The organism is Bifidobacterium sp. LH_558 (genome assembly GCF_056356295.1).
The window spans coordinates 104,696-126,490 of sequence record NZ_JBKETZ010000008.1; the positions used below are offsets into that span (position 1 = coordinate 104,696).

16 protein-coding genes are annotated in these 21,795 nt (G+C 62.0%); 13 read left to right on the forward strand and 3 right to left on the reverse strand.

What is annotated here, in order from left to right:
- Positions 1-29: 29 nt before the first annotated feature.
- The 3 genes from AC1AV0_RS10260 to AC1AV0_RS10270 all read left to right on the forward strand — a co-directional run bounded on the left by AC1AV0_RS10260 (position 30) and on the right by AC1AV0_RS10270 (position 4,064).
- Complete coding sequence (locus AC1AV0_RS10260; RefSeq protein ID WP_476573685.1) at positions 30-1,559, forward strand: Maf family protein; 1,530 nt, start codon at positions 30-32, stop codon at positions 1,557-1,559.
- Between the two features lie 148 nt (positions 1,560-1,707).
- On the forward strand, positions 1,708-2,613 hold the full coding sequence (locus AC1AV0_RS10265; protein ID WP_476573687.1) for an ABC transporter ATP-binding protein: 906 nt from the start codon (positions 1,708-1,710) through the stop codon (positions 2,611-2,613).
- Positions 2,610-4,064 carry an ABC transporter permease gene (locus tag AC1AV0_RS10270; protein ID WP_476573689.1) on the forward strand — a complete coding sequence of 485 codons (1,455 nt, stop codon included), beginning with the start codon at positions 2,610-2,612 and terminating at the stop codon, positions 4,062-4,064. The genes AC1AV0_RS10265 and AC1AV0_RS10270 overlap by 4 nt, the downstream gene beginning before the upstream one ends.
- A gap of 32 nt (positions 4,065-4,096) precedes the next feature.
- Here the strand turns inward: AC1AV0_RS10270 and AC1AV0_RS10275 are convergent, their stop codons facing one another.
- Positions 4,097-5,041, reverse strand: a complete 945-nt coding sequence (locus AC1AV0_RS10275; RefSeq protein WP_476573691.1) for an AEC family transporter — start codon at positions 5,039-5,041, stop codon at positions 4,097-4,099.
- An 84-nt stretch (positions 5,042-5,125) separates the two neighbouring features.
- On the opposite strand from AC1AV0_RS10275, the gene dapE reads away from it, so the two are divergent.
- The 8 genes from dapE to AC1AV0_RS10315 all read left to right on the forward strand — a co-directional run bounded on the left by dapE (position 5,126) and on the right by AC1AV0_RS10315 (position 18,057).
- Positions 5,126-6,406 (forward strand): succinyl-diaminopimelate desuccinylase, encoded by a 1,281-nt coding sequence (dapE, locus tag AC1AV0_RS10280; RefSeq protein ID WP_476573693.1) that lies wholly within the window; start codon positions 5,126-5,128, stop codon positions 6,404-6,406.
- Positions 6,407-6,642: 236 nt separating this feature from the next.
- Complete coding sequence (locus tag AC1AV0_RS10285) at positions 6,643-9,543, forward strand: Rne/Rng family ribonuclease (RefSeq protein ID WP_476573695.1); 2,901 nt, start codon at positions 6,643-6,645, stop codon at positions 9,541-9,543.
- Between the two features lie 133 nt (positions 9,544-9,676).
- Positions 9,677-9,985, forward strand: coding sequence for a 50S ribosomal protein L21 (rplU, locus tag AC1AV0_RS10290; protein WP_072726351.1), 309 nt, complete (start codon positions 9,677-9,679; stop codon positions 9,983-9,985).
- A 39-nt stretch (positions 9,986-10,024) separates the two neighbouring features.
- Positions 10,025-10,276 (forward strand): 50S ribosomal protein L27, encoded by a 252-nt coding sequence (gene rpmA / locus AC1AV0_RS10295; protein WP_476573697.1) that lies wholly within the window; start codon positions 10,025-10,027, stop codon positions 10,274-10,276.
- A gap of 487 nt (positions 10,277-10,763) precedes the next feature.
- Positions 10,764-14,561: a SpaA isopeptide-forming pilin-related protein gene (locus AC1AV0_RS10300; protein WP_476573699.1), complete on the forward strand. Its 3,798-nt coding sequence runs from the start codon at positions 10,764-10,766 to the stop codon at positions 14,559-14,561.
- A gap of 160 nt (positions 14,562-14,721) precedes the next feature.
- Positions 14,722-16,290 (forward strand): SpaH/EbpB family LPXTG-anchored major pilin, encoded by a 1,569-nt coding sequence (locus tag AC1AV0_RS10305; RefSeq protein WP_476573701.1) that lies wholly within the window; start codon positions 14,722-14,724, stop codon positions 16,288-16,290.
- Between the two features lie 191 nt (positions 16,291-16,481).
- Positions 16,482-16,925 carry an HTH domain-containing protein gene (locus tag AC1AV0_RS10310; RefSeq protein ID WP_476573703.1) on the forward strand — a complete coding sequence of 148 codons (444 nt, stop codon included), beginning with the start codon at positions 16,482-16,484 and terminating at the stop codon, positions 16,923-16,925.
- Between the two features lie 4 nt (positions 16,926-16,929).
- On the forward strand, positions 16,930-18,057 hold the full coding sequence (locus AC1AV0_RS10315) for a class C sortase (protein ID WP_476573705.1): 1,128 nt from the start codon (positions 16,930-16,932) through the stop codon (positions 18,055-18,057).
- Between the two features lie 5 nt (positions 18,058-18,062).
- Here AC1AV0_RS10315 and AC1AV0_RS10320 read toward each other — a convergent pair whose 3' ends face one another.
- Positions 18,063-18,434, reverse strand: a complete 372-nt coding sequence (locus AC1AV0_RS10320) for a hypothetical protein (protein WP_476573707.1) — start codon at positions 18,432-18,434, stop codon at positions 18,063-18,065.
- Complete coding sequence (locus AC1AV0_RS10325) at positions 18,431-18,751, reverse strand: hypothetical protein (protein ID WP_476573708.1); 321 nt, start codon at positions 18,749-18,751, stop codon at positions 18,431-18,433. Before AC1AV0_RS10325 ends, AC1AV0_RS10320 begins: the two co-directional genes overlap by 4 nt.
- A gap of 230 nt (positions 18,752-18,981) precedes the next feature.
- Here AC1AV0_RS10325 and obgE point away from each other — a divergent pair, with 230 nt between their 5' ends.
- Positions 18,982-20,658 (forward strand): GTPase ObgE, encoded by a 1,677-nt coding sequence (gene obgE / locus AC1AV0_RS10330; RefSeq protein ID WP_476573710.1) that lies wholly within the window; start codon positions 18,982-18,984, stop codon positions 20,656-20,658.
- Positions 20,659-20,661: 3 nt separating this feature from the next.
- Positions 20,662-21,795: a glutamate 5-kinase gene (gene proB, locus AC1AV0_RS10335; RefSeq protein WP_476573712.1), complete on the forward strand. Its 1,134-nt coding sequence runs from the start codon at positions 20,662-20,664 to the stop codon at positions 21,793-21,795.

Genomic DNA, 21,795 nt, shown 5'->3' on the forward strand with positions numbered 1-21,795 from the left:
GGCGGCGGGCTGCTGATAAGGTGGCGGGTATGAGTATTCCGCTGATTCTTGCTTCGAAATCCGTTCCGCGCCGCAATGTGCTCAACTCGGCCGGCGTGTGCCCGACGATCCGAGTCTCGCATGTCGACGAGCCGGCCGCGCTGGAGCGAGCCGCGCGCGAGGCGGGCGTCGCGGTCGCGGATCTGAGCGTGGACCAGCGTGTGATGATTCTCGCCGAAGCCAAGGCGCAGGCCGTACATCAGGCATATCAGGACGTCGCCGCCACCGCCGCCGCGGCCAGCGGAGTGCGTGTGACCGGCTATCCGCTGCGGTCTCCCGAAGTCGCCGAAGCTACTGAAGCTACCAGCACGGGTGCGGCCGCCGGTGGCGATGCCTCTAAGAACGCCGAAGACTCCGCCGTCTCCGCCGGCCCGCAGATTGACTACTCGAACGCCTCCGTGGCCACCACGCGCGACTTCTCCGGCGTGAACGTCCCCACCGAAACCGAGCCCATCAACGTGATCAGCGGCGGGCAGGGCGGACTGTCGCACAGCGAGGTCGGCCCGCTGATCCTCGGCTGTGATTCGATGTTCCTGATGAACGGCGAATGCTACGGCAAACCGCATAGCGTCGAGGTGGCCCGCGAACGCCTGCGCGCGATGCGCGGCGGCGTCGGCGAACTGTGGACCGGCCACTGCCTGATCGACTTCGCCACCGGCCGCGTGGCGCGCGGCGCCAGCCATGCGAAAGTGCATTTCTGCGAGTACACGGATGACGACATCGAACGCTACATCGCCACCGGCGAGCCGTTGGAAGTAGCCGGATCGTTCACTCTGGAAGGCTTCGGCGGCGCGTTCATCGACGGCATCGAAGGCGATCCGCACGGCATCATCGGCCTGAGCCTGCCGTTGGCGCGCAGACTGTGCGCCGAACTCGGCATCGCCTGGACCGACTTGTGGAATGTGGGCCGCGGCGTCAAAGAACCCGAAGACAAGGCCAGCGGCGTCGCCCATGCCGAACCGGCGCAGCAGAACGGATTGGGCGGCACCCCCAAGAACGCCGTCATCATCCCGCCGAAGGAGAACGTGCACCAGCCCGGCGACGGGTGGATCGAATGCGCGTGCGGCCGCAAGCATTGGGGGACCAACGGCGCGTCCGGCATCCTCCTGGCCCGTCGCGACGAGACGAGCGGCGAGGTGACTCATGTGGTGATGCAGCATCGCGCGATGTGGAGCGCCGAAGGCGGCACTTGGGGCATTCCGGGCGGCGCGACCGCCGATGGGGAGAATCCGATCGAGGGCGCGCTGCGCGAATCCTACGAAGAGGCGAACATCACCCCCGAAGACATCGACGTGGTGGGCGCGTACCGCGAGGACCACGGCCCGTGGGCCTACACCACGGTGTTCGCGTTCGAGAAGCCCGGTCACTGTGTGACGCCCAAGGCCAACGACGACGAGAGCATGGAGATCGAGTGGGTGCCGATCGACGACGTGCCCAACCGCAAGCTGCTGACCGCCATGCGCACCGACTGGCCGAATTTCGCCGCACGTCTGCGCGAGTTGGCCGCGCAAGCGCGTTAAACCGCTGACGGCCGAATCCCTTTTCGCGCGGCACTGACTACGTATTCTTTGGGACGATATGTCCTCCGTAAGAATGAGACGCGGCCGCCGGCCGAATCGTCCCTATGCCTGATGGCCGCCGCCGCGCGCGAACCGTAGCCTTGCGGGTATGAACACAACGATTCCCGTATTAACCGCCACTGATTTGGTGATGGATTACTCCGCGCGCCCCTCGGCGGCGCCCTCCAACCGCGAGCCGGTCGCCGCCATGCCCGCCCCCAGCTTCCACACACTCGCCCTCAACCATGTGAACTTCCAGCTGAACGTCGGCGAGTCCGTGGCTGTGATGGGTCCCTCCGGCTCCGGCAAATCCACGCTGCTGCATGCGCTCGCCGGCGTCATCCGGCCGACCTCGGGCAGCGTGGTGTTCCGCGGCGCCGACATCACCCGCATGAATGACGCCGACCGCACCGCGCTGCGCCGCACCGCCTTCGGTTTCGTCTTCCAATCCGGCCAGCTGCTGCCCGAACTGCCGGCGGTGGAGAACATCGCGCTGCCGATGATGCTCAGCGGCGTCGACTACCGCCAAGCCACCGACACGGCGATCCTCTGGCTGGAGCGGCTCGGCCTGCGCGCGCTCGCCACGCAACGCCCCGGCGAGATGAGCGGCGGCCAGATGCAGCGTATCGCCATCGCCCGCGCGCTCGCCATGCGCCCGGCCGTCGTGTTCGCCGACGAACCCACCGGCGCGCTCGACCAGACCACCGGCCGCGAAGTGATGAGCATCCTCACCCAAGCCGCCCGCGACAATGGTTCGTCCGTGGTAGTCGTGACCCACGACCCGAATGTGGCCGCCTTCTGCGGTCGCACCGTGACCATGCAGGACGGTGTGCTGGCTTCGGCACAAGGCGTGGCCGGCATGGCCGGTATGGCCGGCGCGACTGGAGCAGTTGGAACATCTGGTGCGACCGGCATGACCGGAGTGGCCGGCATGGCCGGTATGGCTGGCGCGGCCGCGGGCATATCCGCCGCTGCGCCCGTCGCACCGCATATGACACAGGAGGGCACACGATGAGCACTTTCGCGCTATGGCGTCTCTTCCACCGCCCCGGCACCCGCGGCACGTCCGGCCACACCTCGATGCTCGCCATCATCGCCTTCGCCGCTGCCACCGCGATCTTCCTCACCGTGCTCGGCGGCGTGCACGGATTCGTCTGGCGCGCCTCCGCCGACCACACCTTCGGCTGCGTATTCGACTCCGCCTCCTGCGCTCCCGGCACCTATGAGGCTTGGATCAGCCGACTGTCCGATTCGACTGACCCCGCCCAATACGCCTCCAGCTATGTGATGCTCGCCATTTTCGCCTGCATCCTGCTGATCGTGCCATTCGTCGCGCTCGCCGGATCCGCCGCCCGCCTCGCCGCCTCACGCCGTGACGCGCGGTTGGCGGCGCTGCGGCTCATCGGCGTCTCGCAAGCGCAGGTGATGCGGCTCACCGCGCTCGACGCCGCCGGACAAGCCTTGGTCGGCGCGTTGGCCGGCGTGATCGGTTATTTCGCGCTGATGCCGGCGGTGATGCTGCTCAACTTCCAAAACCAGCATTTCACCTTCGAACAGCTGTGGGTGGGGTCGACTGCGCTGGTGGCCGTGATCGTCGGCGTGATCGCGCTCGCGTTGGTCTCCTCGCTGATCACCCTGCGCCGCGTGGCCATCACTCCGCTGGGGGTGACCGCCCGCCAGTCGCAGCCGCTGCCGACGGGGTGGCGCGTGGTGATTTTCATTGTGGTGTTCGTGGGCGCGCTGGCGGTACTGGGGAATATGCAGCTGTTCTCCGGATTGGGCACCGGCGTGGTGTATGCGATGATTTTCGCGATGATCGCCCTGCCGTTCGCACTGGTCAATCTGATCGGCGCATGGGTGGTCACCACTCGCGCCCGTGTTAAGGCACGTCGGCCGAAGGACGCGGCCACGATGATCGCGATGCGCCGCATCCTCGACAATCCCAAGCGTGCCTGGCGCAATGTGAGCGGCATCGCATTGGCGGTGTTCATCGCCGGCATCACGTCGGTCGCCTCGCTGTTCGGCAGTTCGGAGACGCCGATGGGGGTGGACCCCAGCGACCCCGGCCTGTTGTTCATGCGCGATATCGGCACCGGCGGACTGCTCACGCTCGCGTTCGCGGCCGTGCTCGCGGCGGTCAGCTGCGGTGTGATGCAGGCCGGCAGCGTCTACGATCAGGCGAACGAATACCGCCTGCTGGTGTTGGAGGGCACGGATGTGCGCACCCTGAACCGCGCGCGGTTCATCGAGGTGTTCACTCCGTTGACCGTCGTGGTGGTTGTGGCCGCGGGCTGCTCCTTCGCGCTGATGATGCCGCTGTTCGCCCAGTCGATGACCGCGCCAGCCACACTGATCAGTTTCGCGGGCGGCATCGCCCTGTGCTTCGCGCTGGTGGCGATCGGCGCGTTCGCCTCGAACCGCGTGGCCGCCAGCCTCAACCTCACCGACTACCGCGCCGATGACTGAGGTGGGGCACCGACCTCAGTCGGCCGGTGGGCTCAGCCGAGTAGGACGGCGATGATGGCGATGAAGATGGGCGAGGTCATAGTGCTCAGCAGGATGCCGTCGCGGGCGAAGGTGAGTCCGACGTTGTAGCGGGCCGCGTAGTTGTAGACGTTCTGGCCGGTGGGCAGGGCGGCGAGCACCACACAGGCATAGAGGTCCGCGCCACGGAAGCCCATCAGGAAGTAGGCCACCAGGAAGGCGATCACCGGCATCACCACGTTCTTCAGCACGGCCACGGTGATCACAGCCGGGCGGTCGCCCTTCTCCTGCATGGGGCGCGTGCCGTACAGGGACATGCCGAACGCCATGAGAATCATCGGCACGGCCGAGTCGCCGATCATATCGATGGGGTCGAAGATGAAATTGGGAATGATGAACGTTCCCGTGAGCTGCGAGACCAGCGAGACGAGAATGCCCGCGATCGAGGCGAGCAGCAGCGGCTGGTGCAGCGGCTGCTTGGCGATCTCCTTCAGCGAGACCTTGCCTTTGGCGGTCACGTCGAGCGCGGTGAGGGCCACCGGCGTGAACAACGCCTGCTGCATGACGAGAATCGGCGCGACCAGAGCGGGATTGCCGAGAATGTAGGTTGCGATCGGCAGGCCGATGTTGTTCGAGTTGAGATACAGCGAGTTCAGCGAGCCGATGATCGCGTCGGCCGCCTTGAGATGGAAGAACAGGCGGTTGAGCACCAGAAACACCACTCCCACCAGCATGGCGGAGAGGAACGCGACCACGATCGACGGATGGAGGATGTCGAGCAGCGGCTCCTTGGAGAGGATCGCGAACATCAGGCACGGGCTGGAGACGAAGAAGGAGAAGCGGTTGAGCACCATCTGCGCGCTCGCGCCGCCGATGCGCATACGCGCGGCCGCATAACCCACCGCGATGACGATGCCGATCACGCAGAAGCCCTGCATCGCACTGACCAAACCTGGCATAATCCTCCTTCAACGCATTCCAAGTCTGTCACATTGAGAGAGCGGCGGCGGCTGCGTCTCACCTAGTGGTTTACGATGGGCTGCATGACTATGCAGACTTCCCAGACTTCTCAAATCAGCGCGACCGCGGAAATCGGATTCGATCCGAAGGCCAGCCGCGGGGAGGCGCTCGCGGCGCTGCTTGAGCAGATCATGGGCGTGTATTCGGTGAGCGATGAGGAGAAGCCGCTTACCGATATGGTCGAGGCGTTCCTGCGCGAGCAGCCGCATCTGACCGTGCGCCGCCACGGCGACACGCTGGTGGCCTCCACCGATTTTGGCTGCGGGCAGCGCGTGATCCTCGCCGGGCATCTCGACACGGTGCCGGTGATCGACAATTTCCCGCCGCGCTGGCTCGACCCTGCCGCGGATTTGGCCGAAACGTCCGGCGAGGTGGCGCCCGGTGTGGCCAAGGTGCGCCATGACGTCGCCGATAAGACCAAGCCGGGCGCCCGCGTGATGTGGGGGCGCGGCGCCACCGATATGAAGGCTTCGGATGCGGTGATGCTCTACTTTGCCGCCACCCTCACGGGGGCCAACGCCAAAGTCGACCTGACCTACGTGTTCTACGACCATGAGGAGGTCGTGGCCGAGAAGAACGGTCTGCGCAAGGTGGTCGAGGCCCACCCCGACTGGATCGAGGGCGATTTCGCCATCATCGGCGAGCCGACGAACTGCGGCATCGAGGGCGGCTGCAACGGCACGATGCGCTTCGACGTGGTGGCGCACGGTGTGGCCGCGCACTCCGCCCGCGCCTGGATGGGCAGGAACGCCATCCATGCCGCCGCCGACATCCTGACCCGCCTGAACGCCTATGAGCCGCAGGACATCGAGGTGGACGGCCTGGTCTATCGCGAGGGCCTCAACGCCACGCTGATTTCCGGCGGCAAGGGTACGAATGTGATTCCCGATGAATGCCGCGTGCATGTGAACTACCGTTTCGCACCCGACAAGACGCTGCCACAAGCCAAGGCGCTGATGATGGGCGCGGACGCGGGCGCGGAGCTCGGCAATGGCGAGCATACGGCCACCGGCGGTGTGTTCGAGGGCTACGGCATCGAGATGAAGGACGAAAGCCCCTCCGCGCGCCCGGGACTCAACTCGCCGCTGGCCGCTTCGCTGGCTTCGCTGGTCAAGGAGCGCACCGGCCGCGACCCGTTGGCCAAACTCGGCTGGACCGATGTGGCGCGCTTTGCGATTTTGGGAATTCCTGCCGTCAATCTCGGTGCGGGAGACCCTCTGCTCGCCCACAAACACGACGAGCAGGTGCCCGAAAGTGACCTCGTGTTGATGGCCGACCTGCTGCAAGCGTGGCTTTGCCGATAAAAGTGTGGCATACTGAGAGACGGTGGTTCTGCAAACCGCCGACGTGCCTGATGGCGTCGATCCCCTCGCGGTTCTTCGACTTGACAACGCGAGCGCTGGTGTCCGCCGTCTGCACACATGGACTTTGATGAGTTTCCTGCGCGAGCGCAATCGTTGCGCGGCCACGGTGAGAGCGTGGTGTGAGTATCGCCGCAGGCCTGAGATGCGACGCGATGCAGCGTGTCGTAAGGAGCATTGTGCCCACTGTGAATCGTGATGGGGCGGCCGACGAGGTCGCAACCCCTGAAATCAGCGTATCCGCAACATCCCTCTCCGCTTCGAGCGAGCCCGCCGACGCTTCGGCTCAGCCCGCCGCGCCCGCTCCCCGCCGCCGTCGTGGCGGCCGCCGCGTGGTGCGTGGGGCCGGTGCCGCCGGCGCTTCGGTGGAGCTGAAGGTGGAGGATCATTCCACGCCGCTGTTCGAGGAGCCGGTGCTGCCCGAGCCCGCGCCCAAGGCTGCGAAGACCTCCGGCCGCACGAGGCAGACCAAGGCCGCGAAGGCCGAGGCTGAGGTCGCTGAGGCAGCTGAGGCTATTGAGTCCGTCGAAGCCGCCGCGTCGCCTTTTGAGGATGATGCCAAGGAGCGCCCGGCCCGCCGCACGCGCCGTCGCACGGCTGCCGCGCGTGCCGAGTTGGATTCGCTGGATCCGCCCGCGCCGCCGACTTTCGATTCCCGTGATGACGACGAGGATGCCGACGAGCGCCCGGCCCGCCGCACCCGTTCGCGTTCGCGTGCCCGTGTTGAGGACGATTCGTTCATCGAGCGCGCGCTTGAGGTGGTCGACGAGCTGCCGGAGGGCCATGAGACGCCCCGCCGCTCGCGCCCGATGACCTCGCTGCTGTTCCAGGAGCCGGTGATTCCCTTCGATGACGCCGACGATGACCGCCCGTCTCGCCGCGCTGTGCGTGATGATGACGAGGATGATGAGGATCGTTCCACCCGTTCGCGTTCGCGCCGCCGCCGCGGCAAGGCGAGCGACGACGAGGACTTCCGCGATGACGAGCGCGGAGGCCGCGCCTCCCGCGGCTCGCGTCGCGACGACCGCGATGATCGCGACGCCCGTGATCTGCGTGACGAGCATGACGAGCGCGATGAACGCGACGAGCGTGACGACGACGAGCAGCTGGAAGGCGGCTCCCGTTCCCGTTCGCGCCGCAACCGCCGTCTGAACGCGCAGGAGCGTCGCGCCGCCGCCGAAGTCGAGCAGATCGAGGAGGACCTCGAGCTCGACGACATCTCCTACACGCCGATCGACGAGGAAGAGCCGGAAAACGACGAGCCGCGTTCGCGTTCGCGCCGTCGCCGCCGTTCCCGCTCCAAGTCCGACCAGTCGCAGGAAACCTGCGAATCGCGCGAGTCTCGCGAGTCCCGTGACGAGCGCGATGACCATGATGACGCGGACGACGAGGGCGAGACCGTCACCCGTCGCCGTCGTCGCCGCCGCGGCAAGAGTGATGCCGACGATCAGGAGCAGCCGCTGGTGCGCCGTTCGCGCAAGCAGCAGTACATCGACGAGATCACCGACGTCGAAGGCTCGACCCGACTTGAGGCCAAGAAGCAGCGCCGCCGCGACAACCGCCGCGAGCGTAGCCGCCAGAGCCAGCTCATGGAGCAGGATTTCCTCGCGCGTCGCGAGAACGTGGACCGCCTGATGGTGGTGCGCGAACGCGAACGCCACACGCAGATCTCCGTGGTCGAAGACAACGTGCTCGTCGAGCATTACGTCTCCGACATCCAGGAAGTGCAGACGGTGGGCAATATCTATCTGGGCCGCGTGCAGAACGTGCTGCCCAGCATGGAGGCCGCCTTCGTTGACATCGGTCAGGCGCGCAACGGCGTGCTGTACGCCGGCGAGGTGAACTGGGACGCCGCGCGTCTCGAAGGCCAGCCGCGCCGCATCGAACTCGCGTTCAAGAGCGGCGACCCGGTGCTGGTGCAGGTCACCAAGGATCCGATCGGCCACAAGGGCGCCCGCCTGACCTCGCAGGTCACGCTGGCCGGCCGCTTCCTCGTGCTGGTGCCGTCCGGCGGCATGACCGGCGTGAGCCGCAAGCTGAGCGAGCGTGAGCGCAGCCGCCTCAAGAACATCGTTTCGAAGATCGCGCCGAAGGATATGGGCGTGATCATCCGCACCGCCGCCGAGGGCGCCTCCGAGGAGGCCATCGTCAAGGACCTCGAAAGCCTAGTGCGCCAGTGGGAGCGCATCAACGCCAAGCGCGAGGAGTTCTGGCACGGCAAGCGCCCCAAGCTGCTGCAGGGCGAGCCGGATGTGGCGATCCGCGTGGTGCGCGACATCTTCAACGACGATTTCAACAAGCTCATCGTCGAAGGCTCGAAGGTGTACGAGCGTATCGAGGAATACCTCGACACCATGGCACCGGATCTGAAGGACAAGCTGGAGCGTTGGGACCCGGCCGAGCATGAGGGCAAGGACGTGTTCGACCGCTGGCAGATCGACTCCCAGCTGCGCAAGGGCATGGAACGTCAGGTCTACCTGCCGTCGGGCGGTTCGATTGTGATCGACCGTACCGAGGCGATGACCACCATCGACGTGAACACCGGCCGTTTCATCGGCAAGGGCAAGTCGCTGGAGGAGACGGTCACCCGCTGTAACCTCGAGGCCTCCGAAGAGATCGCGCGCCAGCTGCGTCTGCGCGACATCGGCGGCATGGTGATGATCGACTATGTGGATATGGTCATGCCCGCCAACCGCGACCTCGTGCTGCGCCGCTTGGTGGAGTGCTTGGCGCGCGACCGTACCAAGCATCAGGTGGCCGAGGTCACCTCGCTGGGTCTGGTGCAGATGACGCGTAAGCGCATCGGCCAGGGCCTGGTCGAGGCGTTCTCTGAGGAGTGCCCGACCTGTAAGGGCCGCGGCTTCATCCTGCACGACCATCCCACCGTCTCTGCCGATTACGACGATCCGTACGCGCTGCGCGGCGGTGACCCGTTCGTCAAGACGAATAAGCATGGCCGTGGGTCGGATGTATCCGCCCCGCAGGGCTCTTCGCCGGATGTGAAGGCCAAGCTTGCGCAAATCGCCGCCGCCGCCATCGCCGCGAACAACGCGGACGATGAGGAAGAGGCGGAAAAGTAGGCGATGGCGTGTCGAGCTTGACACGCAGTTGCGTAAGTACACGGGTGGGTGTATCTTTGATAGTCGGTGTCTGGACACGTGGTTCTGCCATGCCGGACGAGAAAGCTTTACCAAACAGTAGCAAGGTAGGATTATGTACGCGATTGTGAAGGCCGGTGGCCATCAGGAAAAGGTCGAGGTCGGCGACGTCATCCTCGTCAACCGTCTCGAGGCGAAGAAGGGTGAGACCGTGGAGTTCCCGGTCGCGCTCGTGGTCGATGGCGCCAAGGTGACCATGGCCGCCGCCGATCTGGCGAAGGTGTCCGTCAAGGCCGAAGTCGTTGACGACGAAGCCAAGGGCCCGAAGATCAACATCCAGAAGTACAAGAACAAGACTGGCGTTGCCCGCCGCAAGGGTCACCGTCAGCCGCTGACCGCCGTCAAGGTCACGGCGATCGCCTGAGCTTTCAATAAACGTTAGTCAGAACCGAAAGGACCAGAAATGGCACATAAGAAGGGCGCATCCAGCTCGCGCAACGGTCGCGATTCATCGCCTCAGTACCTTGGTGTGAAGAAGTTCGGCGGCGAGGCCGTCGTGGCTGGCAACATCCTCGTTCGTCAGCGTGGCACCAAGTTCCACCCGGGCCAGAACGTGGGCGTCGGCAAGGACCACACCCTGTTCGCCCTGGCGGACGGCAATGTGAAGTTCGGTGTGCGTCGTGACCGCAAGGTCGTCGACGTGGTCACCGCCTGAGCCACCCGAGCTTAACTCAAGCTTTCAGACCGCATCGTGCGCATCCGCGCCGATGCGGTCTTTTTGTTGTTTCCGCGTCTCCAGCGTCATCCTGAGCGCATCTGCTCTCTCCTTCGTCATCCTGAGCGAAGCACGAAGTGCGTAGTCGAAGGATCCCAACCCCACGGCTCCAAAAACGCAAAAGGGGGACAGGGGGCATGTAGGACGAGTGGCTATTATCGTTGCTATAGGCTGAAAATCAACTAAAAACCTTCTACGAAGGGGGCAGAAGCTTTCGGCGTGTCCCCTGAGATTCCGCGGATGACGAAGTGGTCAAAGCCGAGCGGAGGGGAAAGCTGGGAAACGACGGGTGTATCCTATGCCGTTGACTGACTCGAAGAGCCAAAAACGAGGTGGAAAATGTTGAATACTCCGAAACGGGGGGGGGGCTTCCCTATTTAGGCTAATCGCCGCAGTGGTTGCCGTCGCGACGTTGGGGTCGCTTGCGGTGACGAGCACAGCCGTCGCCGATCCTTCCTCCCAAGGCAACACCGATGCTTCCCAAAGCGTGCAACTGGTGCAGAACACCGACGACTCTGATCAGAACACGGATGCTTCGGAAAACACGGACGGTGATACCCAAACCACGGATGCTTCGCAAGGCGCGGACGCCTCGCAAAGCGCGGATGCTTCGCAAGGTACGGATGCCGATACCCAAGATGCGGACGCATCGCAGAATGCAGATGCTTCGCAAGACACGGATGCTGCGCAAACCACGGATGCCGATGCTCAAAACACGGACGCCCAAACCACCGACGACCAGACCGACGATGCCACAACCCAAAATGCCGACGAAGGCATCAGCACCGCCGCGATATCTGACCACACCGTTCCCGGTCTGACTCCCAAAGGCATCAATATTGATTTATTTGACTATTGGTTGTATACCCAGGATGCCGCGGATCGAACCGAAGGCACATGGAACTCGAGTGAGGGTAAATGGGAGAATTCTCCGGTTAACGCTGACAACTCCGGCATTAACGATGGTCACGCATTGAAGTTCAATCCATCGACGGATGCGCCAGAGGGACCGGTGACGGGCACCAATAAATGGACGGAAACCACTCAACCGCGTTCGGGCATAGTAAGCAGTAGCTTGCAAGACGGTTATCCTGTGCTGTCAGGTTCAAGTGTACAGAACAGTGAGTCGTTGGCATATCTTTTTAACCCGGATGTGCAGTCCGATGGCAAAGCGTCTTATCGTGACGTAGAGGGATTGTTGCAGCTGGACGGTAATGGCAATTACACGTATGACAGCAGGGAAAACTATGCCGTATACGAGAATGGAAAGTTTACGTTATATGACCAGGGCGGCGTGACTGCCGCCGGAAGAAGTGAGGATGGTCAATTTTTCCCCTTCAACTCCGCTTCTCAAGTGTTCGATACTGACTCCGGAGATCTAATTCAAAAGGAGCAAGCGACCTCCGATTACTCTGTGATGAACCATCTGTTCGGTTTGCATATGAACGCGACAGTCGTGCAGCCAGAAGATGGCAATGTGTCAACGGACAGTCCAATGATCTTCGATTTCTCCGGTGACGATGACGTGTGGGTGTTTATCGACGATAAATTGGTCGGCGATCTTGGCGGCATCCACGACATGTCGACTTTGTCCATCAACTTCGCTTCGGGGGAAGTCAAGGTTAACGGTGGTACTGGTACCTGCCGCTATGAAACGAACGGGAGCGGGCAACAAGTAGAAGTTTGCGGCGAAACAACCCGTTTGCAAGATCTGTTCAATCTTCCCGATGATACCTTTGCCGCAGGCACTTATCACACGCTTGACATGTTCTATCTGGAACGTGGCAACTCCGACTCCAATCTTCGCCTGACCACCAATCTAGTGTCGGTTCCTGAAAGCGATATCGTCAAGGTCGATCAGAGTGGTGAGGAATTGGAAGGCGCACAGTTCGCGCTATATGACAGTACGGTGGCGAATGGCGCTGTGCAAGAGCCTGCCGAAGACGCTGAGCCTGTGGCAAGGGGGACTACGGACGAGAACGGCAATCTAGTGTTGCTGGAGACGCTTGCCAACGGTCAGCGGTCTGTGTTGGACTTTGCCAAACGATACAGCGACGGGCACCGATACTATGTATTGAAAGAGACCGATGCCCCAGCCGGATACAGCCAGACGATTAAAAGTATGAAGCTGGAGTATGTCTCAGTGGGAAGTAGTGGCGCGCTGGCGTCTTTCCCACGAGATAACAGCGATCAGAGTTCAGTGTGGGATACCGGTGGCGTTGCCCGTGCTAAAGAGAGTATCGCCATCGCGCCGGAATCAACATTTGCTACAACAGCTGACGATTCTCCCTGCAAAACAACAGCTTGCAAGGCTTCAGAGACCATTGGCAAAGGGCAGATGGTGTTTGCCGTCATTCTTAAGCGTCTTGGGGATGGAGACATCGCAGATGAAAATACTTGGAAGGTGATGAGCGGCAATTCCACCGACGGGTGGAAACTCAGCGACAGCACGATGGCGAATATCATCTCCGCAACAAAATACCCGCTTGCCACGACGGTTAATGCCAATGGAAAGTACGAAGCTGAGATTCCGGATTTGCCGGGATATTTGGAGGATTATTACTCCATCGTGAGCGATAAGACTGACACCAAATATACAGTTGGCTTGTACTATTCCACCGCAATGTCAATTGAAGATGTGGAGGAAAGTAATACTTATCGTATTGCACTTCCGACTGATCTGATTAGTGATAATTTCGAACGCACCTTCTCCTCTCGTCTGTATGTTCCGAACATCAAGAACGAGTTGTTCGTACAGAAGGTGGATGAAAACGGCGATCCCGTTGATGGAGCTCAGTTCGGTCTATACAAGGATACGCAAGTCAGCATTGATCAGACCACTGGGGTGGTGACGCCAATAGACGGTCAGGAGCCTAGTGGCGGACGAGTCACTACGCAAAGCGGATGGATGACCGATCAAGATAAGGCTACTCCTGTACTGAGAGGTGCAGCGATGTTCGCCGTGCGGAGTAAGGACCAGGACACTCCAGGCATCAGCGGTACGCCTTTGGAGAGTGGCACGTACTACCTGATTGAGGAGTCTGCGCCTGCCGACTATACCGCAACAACGGATACCAGCAAGATAGTTGTTCAGGATGAGGGTATCTTCGCTTGTGCTGGTGATGCGAATGACGATATTAAGGTTGTTCGTGGCGTCGGCCAGCTGGTGTCTACCTTGTCGACATACGGTTCCACGGGCTCGTTCAACGACACCCTTCGATATGTCTATTCGACTCCGATGAAGCTGGATCTTAATACTGATGGCACCTTTATAGGAACAGGTTCCCAGGCCGCGTTGTTCCAGGCTCATGCTGAGGATGGTGTAATCAAAACAACCACCGAAGCCACGACGGATTCTCTTCATCTGACATACGGCGGTTTCAGCGGCGGAGTCGGTGCGGCTTTGCAATACGGACCCTCAAACACTTACCAAGAGTATATGTTTGTCGGTGATGAGGGCTGGCCGATTATGCGCACATATCAGGACAAAGCGTACAGGGATAGCCTCGATGAGAATCAACGTGAGCTTGAATATACGGAGCTCGGTAATATCGCGCTGTCCTCAGTCATCACAGGCTCCGTATTGGTGCAGGTGACTAATGAGCGTGCGGGCGTCGAATTGGCAGCAGACTCCATCAATGTCAGTAAGACCGTGAAGGGTGCTGCGGCCGTTGAGGACTTTGACTTCACTCTGACGTTGGATTCCACCAAGAGCGATGTGAATGATGTCATCAGTGGTTTGAACGCGACGACTCACGGAACCTCTGTCACGCTCGCTATGAATGAGTTGGACACTGCTGAGAAATCGGCGACTAAGGGTTTCAATGCGCTGAAATTCTTGGTTCCGAGTGGTACGACCGCGCCAAAGAACTACACCTTTATCGTCAAGGAAACCATTCCTACCACGGTGCCGTCAGGATGGAAGTATGACCAGTCTGAATATACGGTGACAGTCACATTGACCAACACAGACGGCACATGGTCCGCATCGGTGGCTTCGGTCCAGAAGACCAAAGACTTCAATGGCAGGGACATCACTAACCCGACAAACGTGGAAGACAAGGTTGCCACATTCGTCAATCAGTATGTGGCGGTGTCTTCGTTGCCGTTGACTGGTGGTCCGTCCTCGATGAGCTACACGTGGCTCGCCCTGTGCATTGCCGGCATCGGTGTGCTCAGCTGGCTGAGCGTGAACCGGTGGCGCAACCGTCACGTGGTGCAGTAGCTCGCTCCATAAGGAGTTCAACGGTGTTGCGGATCGCGGCCGATGATGGTCGCCTCCGCAACACCACTCACAGATTTGCGGATCGCGGAGGATGTGTTTCCTTCTCCCCCTCCGCGATTGCAAGAAAAGTATCAAGAAGAAAATGAAAGGAAGGGTTCTCATGAAGATGAGGAAACTTTTTGCGGGTATCGCCGCCGCCGCGACGATGCTCGGTGGTCTCGCCCTAGGCGTCACCACCGCCAATGCCGCGCCGGATACTAGCGCGTCAATTACTGTAAACAACGCTCAGGAAGGTCACACGTACACGGCGTACAAAATTGCTGAGTTCAGCAATGTGCAGTCTACTGCGTCCGATACGGTGGCATCGGTTGAGGTCAACACTGAATCCAATTGGGTTGATGCTTTGAAGAACGCCTTCACGTCTGGCAAGGTGACCTTGGCTGATGAGTATGTGACTAACCCCGCTGCTGCTCTGGCTACTTTGACTGCCTCTGACGCGCGTAAAGTTATCGATGCGCTGGTGATTCCCGCCGCAGAACAGGGAGCTGTTGTTTCTAATGGAACGGTTACTGTGAACGAAGGATGGTATATCGTCACTGATTCCGTGGACGGTGCTGTGAAGACCGGTGCCACGGCTTTGGTCGCCACTGTGATTGAGAAAGATGGTACCACTTACACGAAGTTCACTTTAGCCAAGGAAAACGGCCAGCAAAACATCGAGGCTTTGGGAGTGTTCAATGCGAAGAGCGAGAACGTGCCGCCGGCCCCGGTGAAGACCGTTGAGAACGTGACAACCAGTGTGAATGATCAGACGGTGAGCGTTGGTGATCAGCTTAAGTACACGATTAAGCACACGATTCCTGCTTCAGCTGCCGGTTATGACGACTATACTTACACGATTACCGATAAGGCTGAAAAGGGTCTGACTATCGATACCTCGAGCACAAGCATTGTGGTAACCATCGGTAATAACACGCTGACTCGTGATACTGATTACACGGTTACACCTGATGGTGCTCTCACCGATGGTACGACTACTGTCATTGCTTTGAAGTCGGCTATCGCTAAGCAGTACGCCGGTCAGGAGGTTTCCGTTACCTATACTGCCACGGTGAATTCCGACATTCTGGCGGCGGCCAATAAGACCGCCGAGAACGAGGCAAAAATCACCACTGGTGGTGGTGAGAGTGAGGGTTCGGGAGTCACGGTGAAGACCTACGGCTTCAACTTCACCAAGGTTGGTGTTGATGATGATGCGAATGCTCTTGCTGGTGCCGAGTTTGTGGTTAAGAAGGGCGAAAAGTTCCTCGCTCAAGATGGCGATGGCAAGTGGTCTCTCGTGGATGATGTGACTGATGCTAAGAAGTTTACTTCTGCAGCGAGTACAGGACGTGTTTCGATTGACGGTCTTGCATCCGGTACCTATACGGTCGTTGAGACCGAAGCTCCGGACAACTATGCTCAGAACTTCACAGTCACCTTCGATGTGACTATTGGTGCGGATGGCAAGATCAGCTTCACACAAGATGCCCTCAAGCAGGTTACCCCGGTGAACAATGATACGACGACTGCGACTGCCAGCGTCAAGAACGTCAAGTCCATCACCCAGCTGCCGTTGACCGGTGCGGCCGGCACGGCGCTGTTCACTGTGATCGCGCTGCTCGTCGCGGGCGCTGCGGCCACGGTCTACGCGAAGTCCCGCAAGACCGCCAAGGCCATGATGGCCTGAGCGTGATTGCTGACGCACTTCGTCAGTAACGCATAAAGATTGGGCTCTTCGCCATAGGAGGGCCCAATCTTTTCGCACATCTGGAGAGCTTCCCAAACCATCGAACAGTGCAAGGCGGCCCACGCCATCTCATCGCATCTCCACTCCACACCCACACCGCGTCATCAGCAATTACAGGAAGGGCATCGCTCATGACAGACACTTCATTCACTCCTGAACAGCTCGAATACCTTCGCATGCTGCCGGCCGTGAGGAGTGTGAACGGCTCGCATATCTACTATTCATCGCAGTTCCAAAAAGAATGCATGCGCCGATACGCGCAAGGGGAGCGTCCCTCCAAAATCTTCCGCGACGCGGGATTAAGTCCCCAGATCATCGGCCATAAGCGCATCGAACGGTGCATCGCACGCTGGAAGCAGCTTGATTATCTGTCCGACAACGAAAACAACGGCGAAAGCGCTGAAACCTTCAACACGCACCAAGATCCAATCGGCGACAGTCGTATGTTGCTGCAATTGCTGATGCAGCAGTCGAACTACACCCAGGTTCTCCAACAGGAAAACATGAAGCTGCGCGAAACCGTCAAGCGACTCACCGCCGAGGCGGACGGGCTGCGGCAGCAACAGCGGCAGTGAACCCATGAAACGCCTGCCATCCTCATCATCCTTACCTTCCTTCCCGCCCCAGCCGGGCCAGACGATCCATCCGACGTCGGCCTCCCAGCCGGAGCTGCCGGAATCGCCATCTCGGCAACCCCAATCGCCCCCATCATCCTCCCCAACTTCCCAATGGACCCCCATCCCATTCGAGGAAGCCACCGATGTCACGGATCTGATGCGCAGACGGCGGAGTATGGCGCGCCAACTGCTGGCGATGCGCGTGGTGGTGGCGTTGCTGCTGGCGGTGGCGTTATGCATCGGCGGATATCCGCTGGTTTTGCAATACCGGTCCGACCGTCAGCTCGAATCCACGGCGTCGCAGGCGGCGCAAACCGTGGCGGAATGGCCGTATCCGCAAGCGGAGGAATCACTGGAAGCGGCGCACGCATACAACGAGCGGCTCGCCCAGTCGGGGCAGCCGGTGATGGGCGAGGCCGTCGACCCGTTCGCGCAGGTGCAGGGCGGCTCGCAGGCGTCAAACGAAGAGGATTCGCAGGCGTCGAAAGACGAGGAATACCAAGGTCTGCTGGATACAGGCGGCGGGGTGATGGGATCTATTCTCATCCCCGGCATCTCCGTGGACCTGCCGATCTACCACGGCACGTCGGAAAGCGCGCTGGCGTCCGGCGCGGGGCATCTGTACGGTTCGAGCTTGCCGGTGGGTGGCGAGAGCACGCATGCGGTGCTGACCGGGCATCGCGGCCTGGTTGAGGCGCTGATGTTCACGCGGCTTGACGAGATGGAGGTGGGGGATTTCTTCTACATCGAGGTGATGGGGGAGACGCTGGGCTATCGCGTGGACCGTATCACGGTGATCGAGCCCGACGATACGAGCCAGCTCAAAATCGTGGAGGGGGAGGACCGCGTCACGCTGATGACGTGCACGCCATATGGCGTGAACACGCAGCGGCTGCTTGTGTCGGGCGTACGGCAGGAGATTCCGATGCCGATTCCGGACCCGCAGGACGCGCCGCCCGACGTGCGTTCCCTAGTGGTGTGGGCCGTGGCGATCGCCGCCGTTCCCGGCCTGATTTTCGCCGTGGTGTTCAACCGCCGGCGCACCGCCCCCTGGCGTCAGATCCACCACGCCGCCCGCTGGCCGCGGTGAATGCTTTACGATAAGGCGGCGTCGACCAGGCGGTTGATGGCTTCCTCGCGGGAGAGCCCGTGCGCCTCGGCGTAAAGGTCGATTTTCTGGTCGCGTGTGAGCGGTGTGCGCGCGAGGCTTTGGTCCAACGCCTGCCTGGTGAATTCGCTGGCGGTGATGTTCCGCTCCTGCGCGACCCGCTCAACCATCCGCCAAAGCGCTTCGGGAACGCGGATGGTATGCGCGCGCATGTCGCTGCGACGGATGACGAAAGGGTCGGGTTCGCGATGCAGGGCGACGTCCGGGGAACTGAATCCGTCTTCGGCCTGCTGTGCCCATGCAGCGATCTGCTCTTCGGTGATCGGCGTGCCGTCTTTAGCCAAGTATTGCTTGCTCATGCTTTCCTCCATTCCTCGTAGAACCCTTTCGTCAGATAATTGGCGTGTATCACCAGAGGCGGCGCGTCGGAGGTCTGCACATACACCAGCTCGATGGGGCGAAGCTGCGCGTCGAATCCGACCGCGGCCCACCGTGGCGGCTCTGCCCCCGCATCGCGGCTGCGAATCTTCGCCACTCCGATGCGGCTGATGATGGCTGACTCGATTTGCTGTCTGGTGATGCCGTGGGCTTTCATCGCGTGCGGATGAATGTCCACGACATGTTCAGTATAACCGTCTGTATGACTATTGTCATACGCCGAACTGTGCTTATGCATGGCATCATCCTTTCGCGTGCTGGCCGCTATGCAAAACGGTAGAAAGGCGCAAAGCCCCATGTCCAGTGCGAACGGCGAATGTGCATCCAGCGAATGTGGCGCCGGCGAGTTGTGGATAACTCTGGCCGACATGATCTTCGGCCAGTCCTCGGCCTCATGGGTCTCGCGTGGGTCACGCGCGGGGCGTAGCGCGGCGGCCACGGCAACCCCGGCATGTAAGGTAGAGCGTTATGAGTGATTTTGTGGATAGAGTGACCGTTCATGTCAAGGGCGGCGACGGCGGCAATGGTTCGGCGGGCATTCGCCGCGAGAAGTACAAGCCGCTGGCCGGCCCGAACGGCGGCAACGGCGGTGACGGCGGCTCCGTGATCTTCGTGGCCGACCGCAACGCCACCAGCCTGCTTGACTACCGTTTCATGCCGCACCGCGTGGCCGGCAACGGCACCATGGGCTTGGGCGACAACAAAGACGGCTCCAAAGGCGAGGATCTGATCCTGCCCGTGCCCTGCGGCACCGTGGTGTTCAGCGCGAAGGGCGCGCAGGGCGGCGAACGTCGCCCCGGCGACCAGCTCGCCGACCTGCGCCATGAGGGCGACCGTTTCGTCGTGGCCGCAGGAGGCGCTGGCGGACTGGGCAACATCGCCCTAGCCAACCGCACCCGCCGCGCTCCCGGCTTCGCGTTGTTGGGCGAGCTGGGAGAGGAGCGCGACGTGGTGCTGGAGCTCAAATCCATCGCCGATGTGGCGCTGGTGGGCTTCCCCTCCGCAGGCAAGTCGAGCCTGATCGCCGCGATCAGCGCCGCCAAGCCGAAGATCGCCGACTACCCCTTCACCACGCTGGTGCCGAACCTCGGCGTGGTCATCGCCGGCGACCGTCGCTACACCATCGCCGACGTGCCCGGTCTGATCCCCGGCGCCAGCCAAGGCAAGGGCCTGGGACTTGAGTTCCTGCGCCATATCGAACGCACGGAAATCATCGCCCACGTGATCGACTGCGCCACGCTGGAATCCGATCGCGACCCGATCAGCGATTACGAGGCGCTGGAACACGAGCTCGCCGAATACGCCGACTCGCTGGACCTGCCGCTGGGCGCGATTCCGATTCCCGAACGCCCGCGCGTGATCATCCTCAACAAGGCCGACGTGCCCGAGGCTGAGGAGCTCGCCGAATTCGTCAAGCCCGAGTTCGAGGCCAAGGGATTCCCTGTGTTCGTTATCTCCACCGCCAGCCACAAGGGCCTGAAGGAATTGAACTTCGCCCTGTCCGAGATGGTGACGAAGATGCGCGAGGAGGTCGCCAAGCGCGAGCAGGCCGAAGAGGAGGCCCGCGTGGTCATCAAGCCGCTCGAGCAGGAGGGCCGCCGTCGCCGCCGCTCCGACGAGGGTGGCAACGCGCTCGACTTCACCGTGGAACGCAAGGAGAACGCCAACGGCGAATTCTGGTTTGAGGTGCTGGGTGCCAAGCCGGAGCGTTGGGTGATGCAGACCAACTTCGACAACGACGAGGCGGTCGGCTATCTGGCCGACAGGCTCGCCAAGCTCGGCGTCGAGGACGAGCTGCGCCGCAAGGGCGCACATCCCGGCGACGAGGTGCGCATCGGCCGCGGCAATCGCGCCGTCGCCTTCGATTGGGATCCGACGATTTCCGCCGGCGCTGAGATGCTCGACGGCACGCAGCTCGGCGCGCGCGGCAAGGATCTGCGTCTTGAGGAGCAGGACACGCGCGCCCGCCGCCGCACCAACGCGGAACGCCGCCGCGAATACCACGAGATGATGGACGCGCGCGCCGCCGTGCGCGAGGCGATGATGGCCGAACGCAAGGCCGGCCATTGGGCCGACCCGTCCGTCGACGACGACCGTCACGACGAGAACAGCCTGTTCGGGCGCGGCGAGGACGCGGAGGAGTAACGAATGTCCACACCATCGCAGGCCGACGTGCGCCGCGCCATCGCCGCCGCGCAGACCGTGGTCGTCAAGGTCGGATCCAGCTCGCTGACCGGCCCCAGCGGCCATTTGGATCCGGAGCGTTTGGACGCGCTGGTTTCGGCCTTGGCGCAGGTGAGACTGCTGGGCGCGCGCGTCGTGCTCGTCTCGTCCGGTGCCATCGCCGCCGGTTTCGGCCTGCTCGGTTTCGACTCGCGCCCCGCCGACGTGGCCACGCAGCAGGCCACCGCGGCCGTGGGCCAAGGCCTGCTTATGGCCCGTTACGAAGCTTCGTTCGCGCGCTACGGCATTCGCGTGGGGCAGATTCTCATCACCGCGGAAGACACGATCCGCGCCACCCAATACCGCAATGTGCAGCGCACCTTGGAGCGGCTGCTCGACCTCGGTGTGGTGCCGATCGTCAACGAGAACGATTCGCTGGCCTCCAACGAGATCCGCTTCGGCGACAACGACCGCCTCTCAGCGCTGATCGCCAATCTGGTGCGCGCGGACGCGCTGGTGCTGCTCACCGACGTGGACGCGCTCTACACCGCCCCGCCCTCGCAACCGGATTCGCGGCGCATCGCCTATGTGCCGAACGTGATCGACGCGCTGGGCGACATTCAGGTTTCCGGCGCCGGCTCGAAGGTGGGCACCGGCGGTATGGTCACCAAACTCGAGGCCGCGCGTGTGGCCGCCGTCTCCGGCATCCCCGCCGTGCTCACCTGCGCGGCCAACGCCGGCCCGGCATTGATGGGCGATCCCGTGGGCACCGCGTTCGCGCCGGTTAAACAGCGCGGCTCGTCCAGGCGGTTGTGGATTGGTTTCGCCGCGGAGCCGCGTGGCTCGATTGTGGTGGATTCTGGCGCGGCCCAGGCTGTGCGCGGGGGACGGGCCTCACTGCTCGCCGCCGGTGCGGTGGAGGTCAAGGGCGCGTTCTCCGCGGGCGATGTCGTATGGGTCGATGACGAGGCCGGCACGCACTTAGCGCGTGGCTTAGCCGGATATGATTCCGAGGAGATTCCGCAGATGCTGGGGCGCAACACCGCCCAGCTCAAGCGCTTTTTGGGCGAGCAATACGCGCACCCGCTGGTGCATCGCGACAATCTCGTCGTGCTGTGA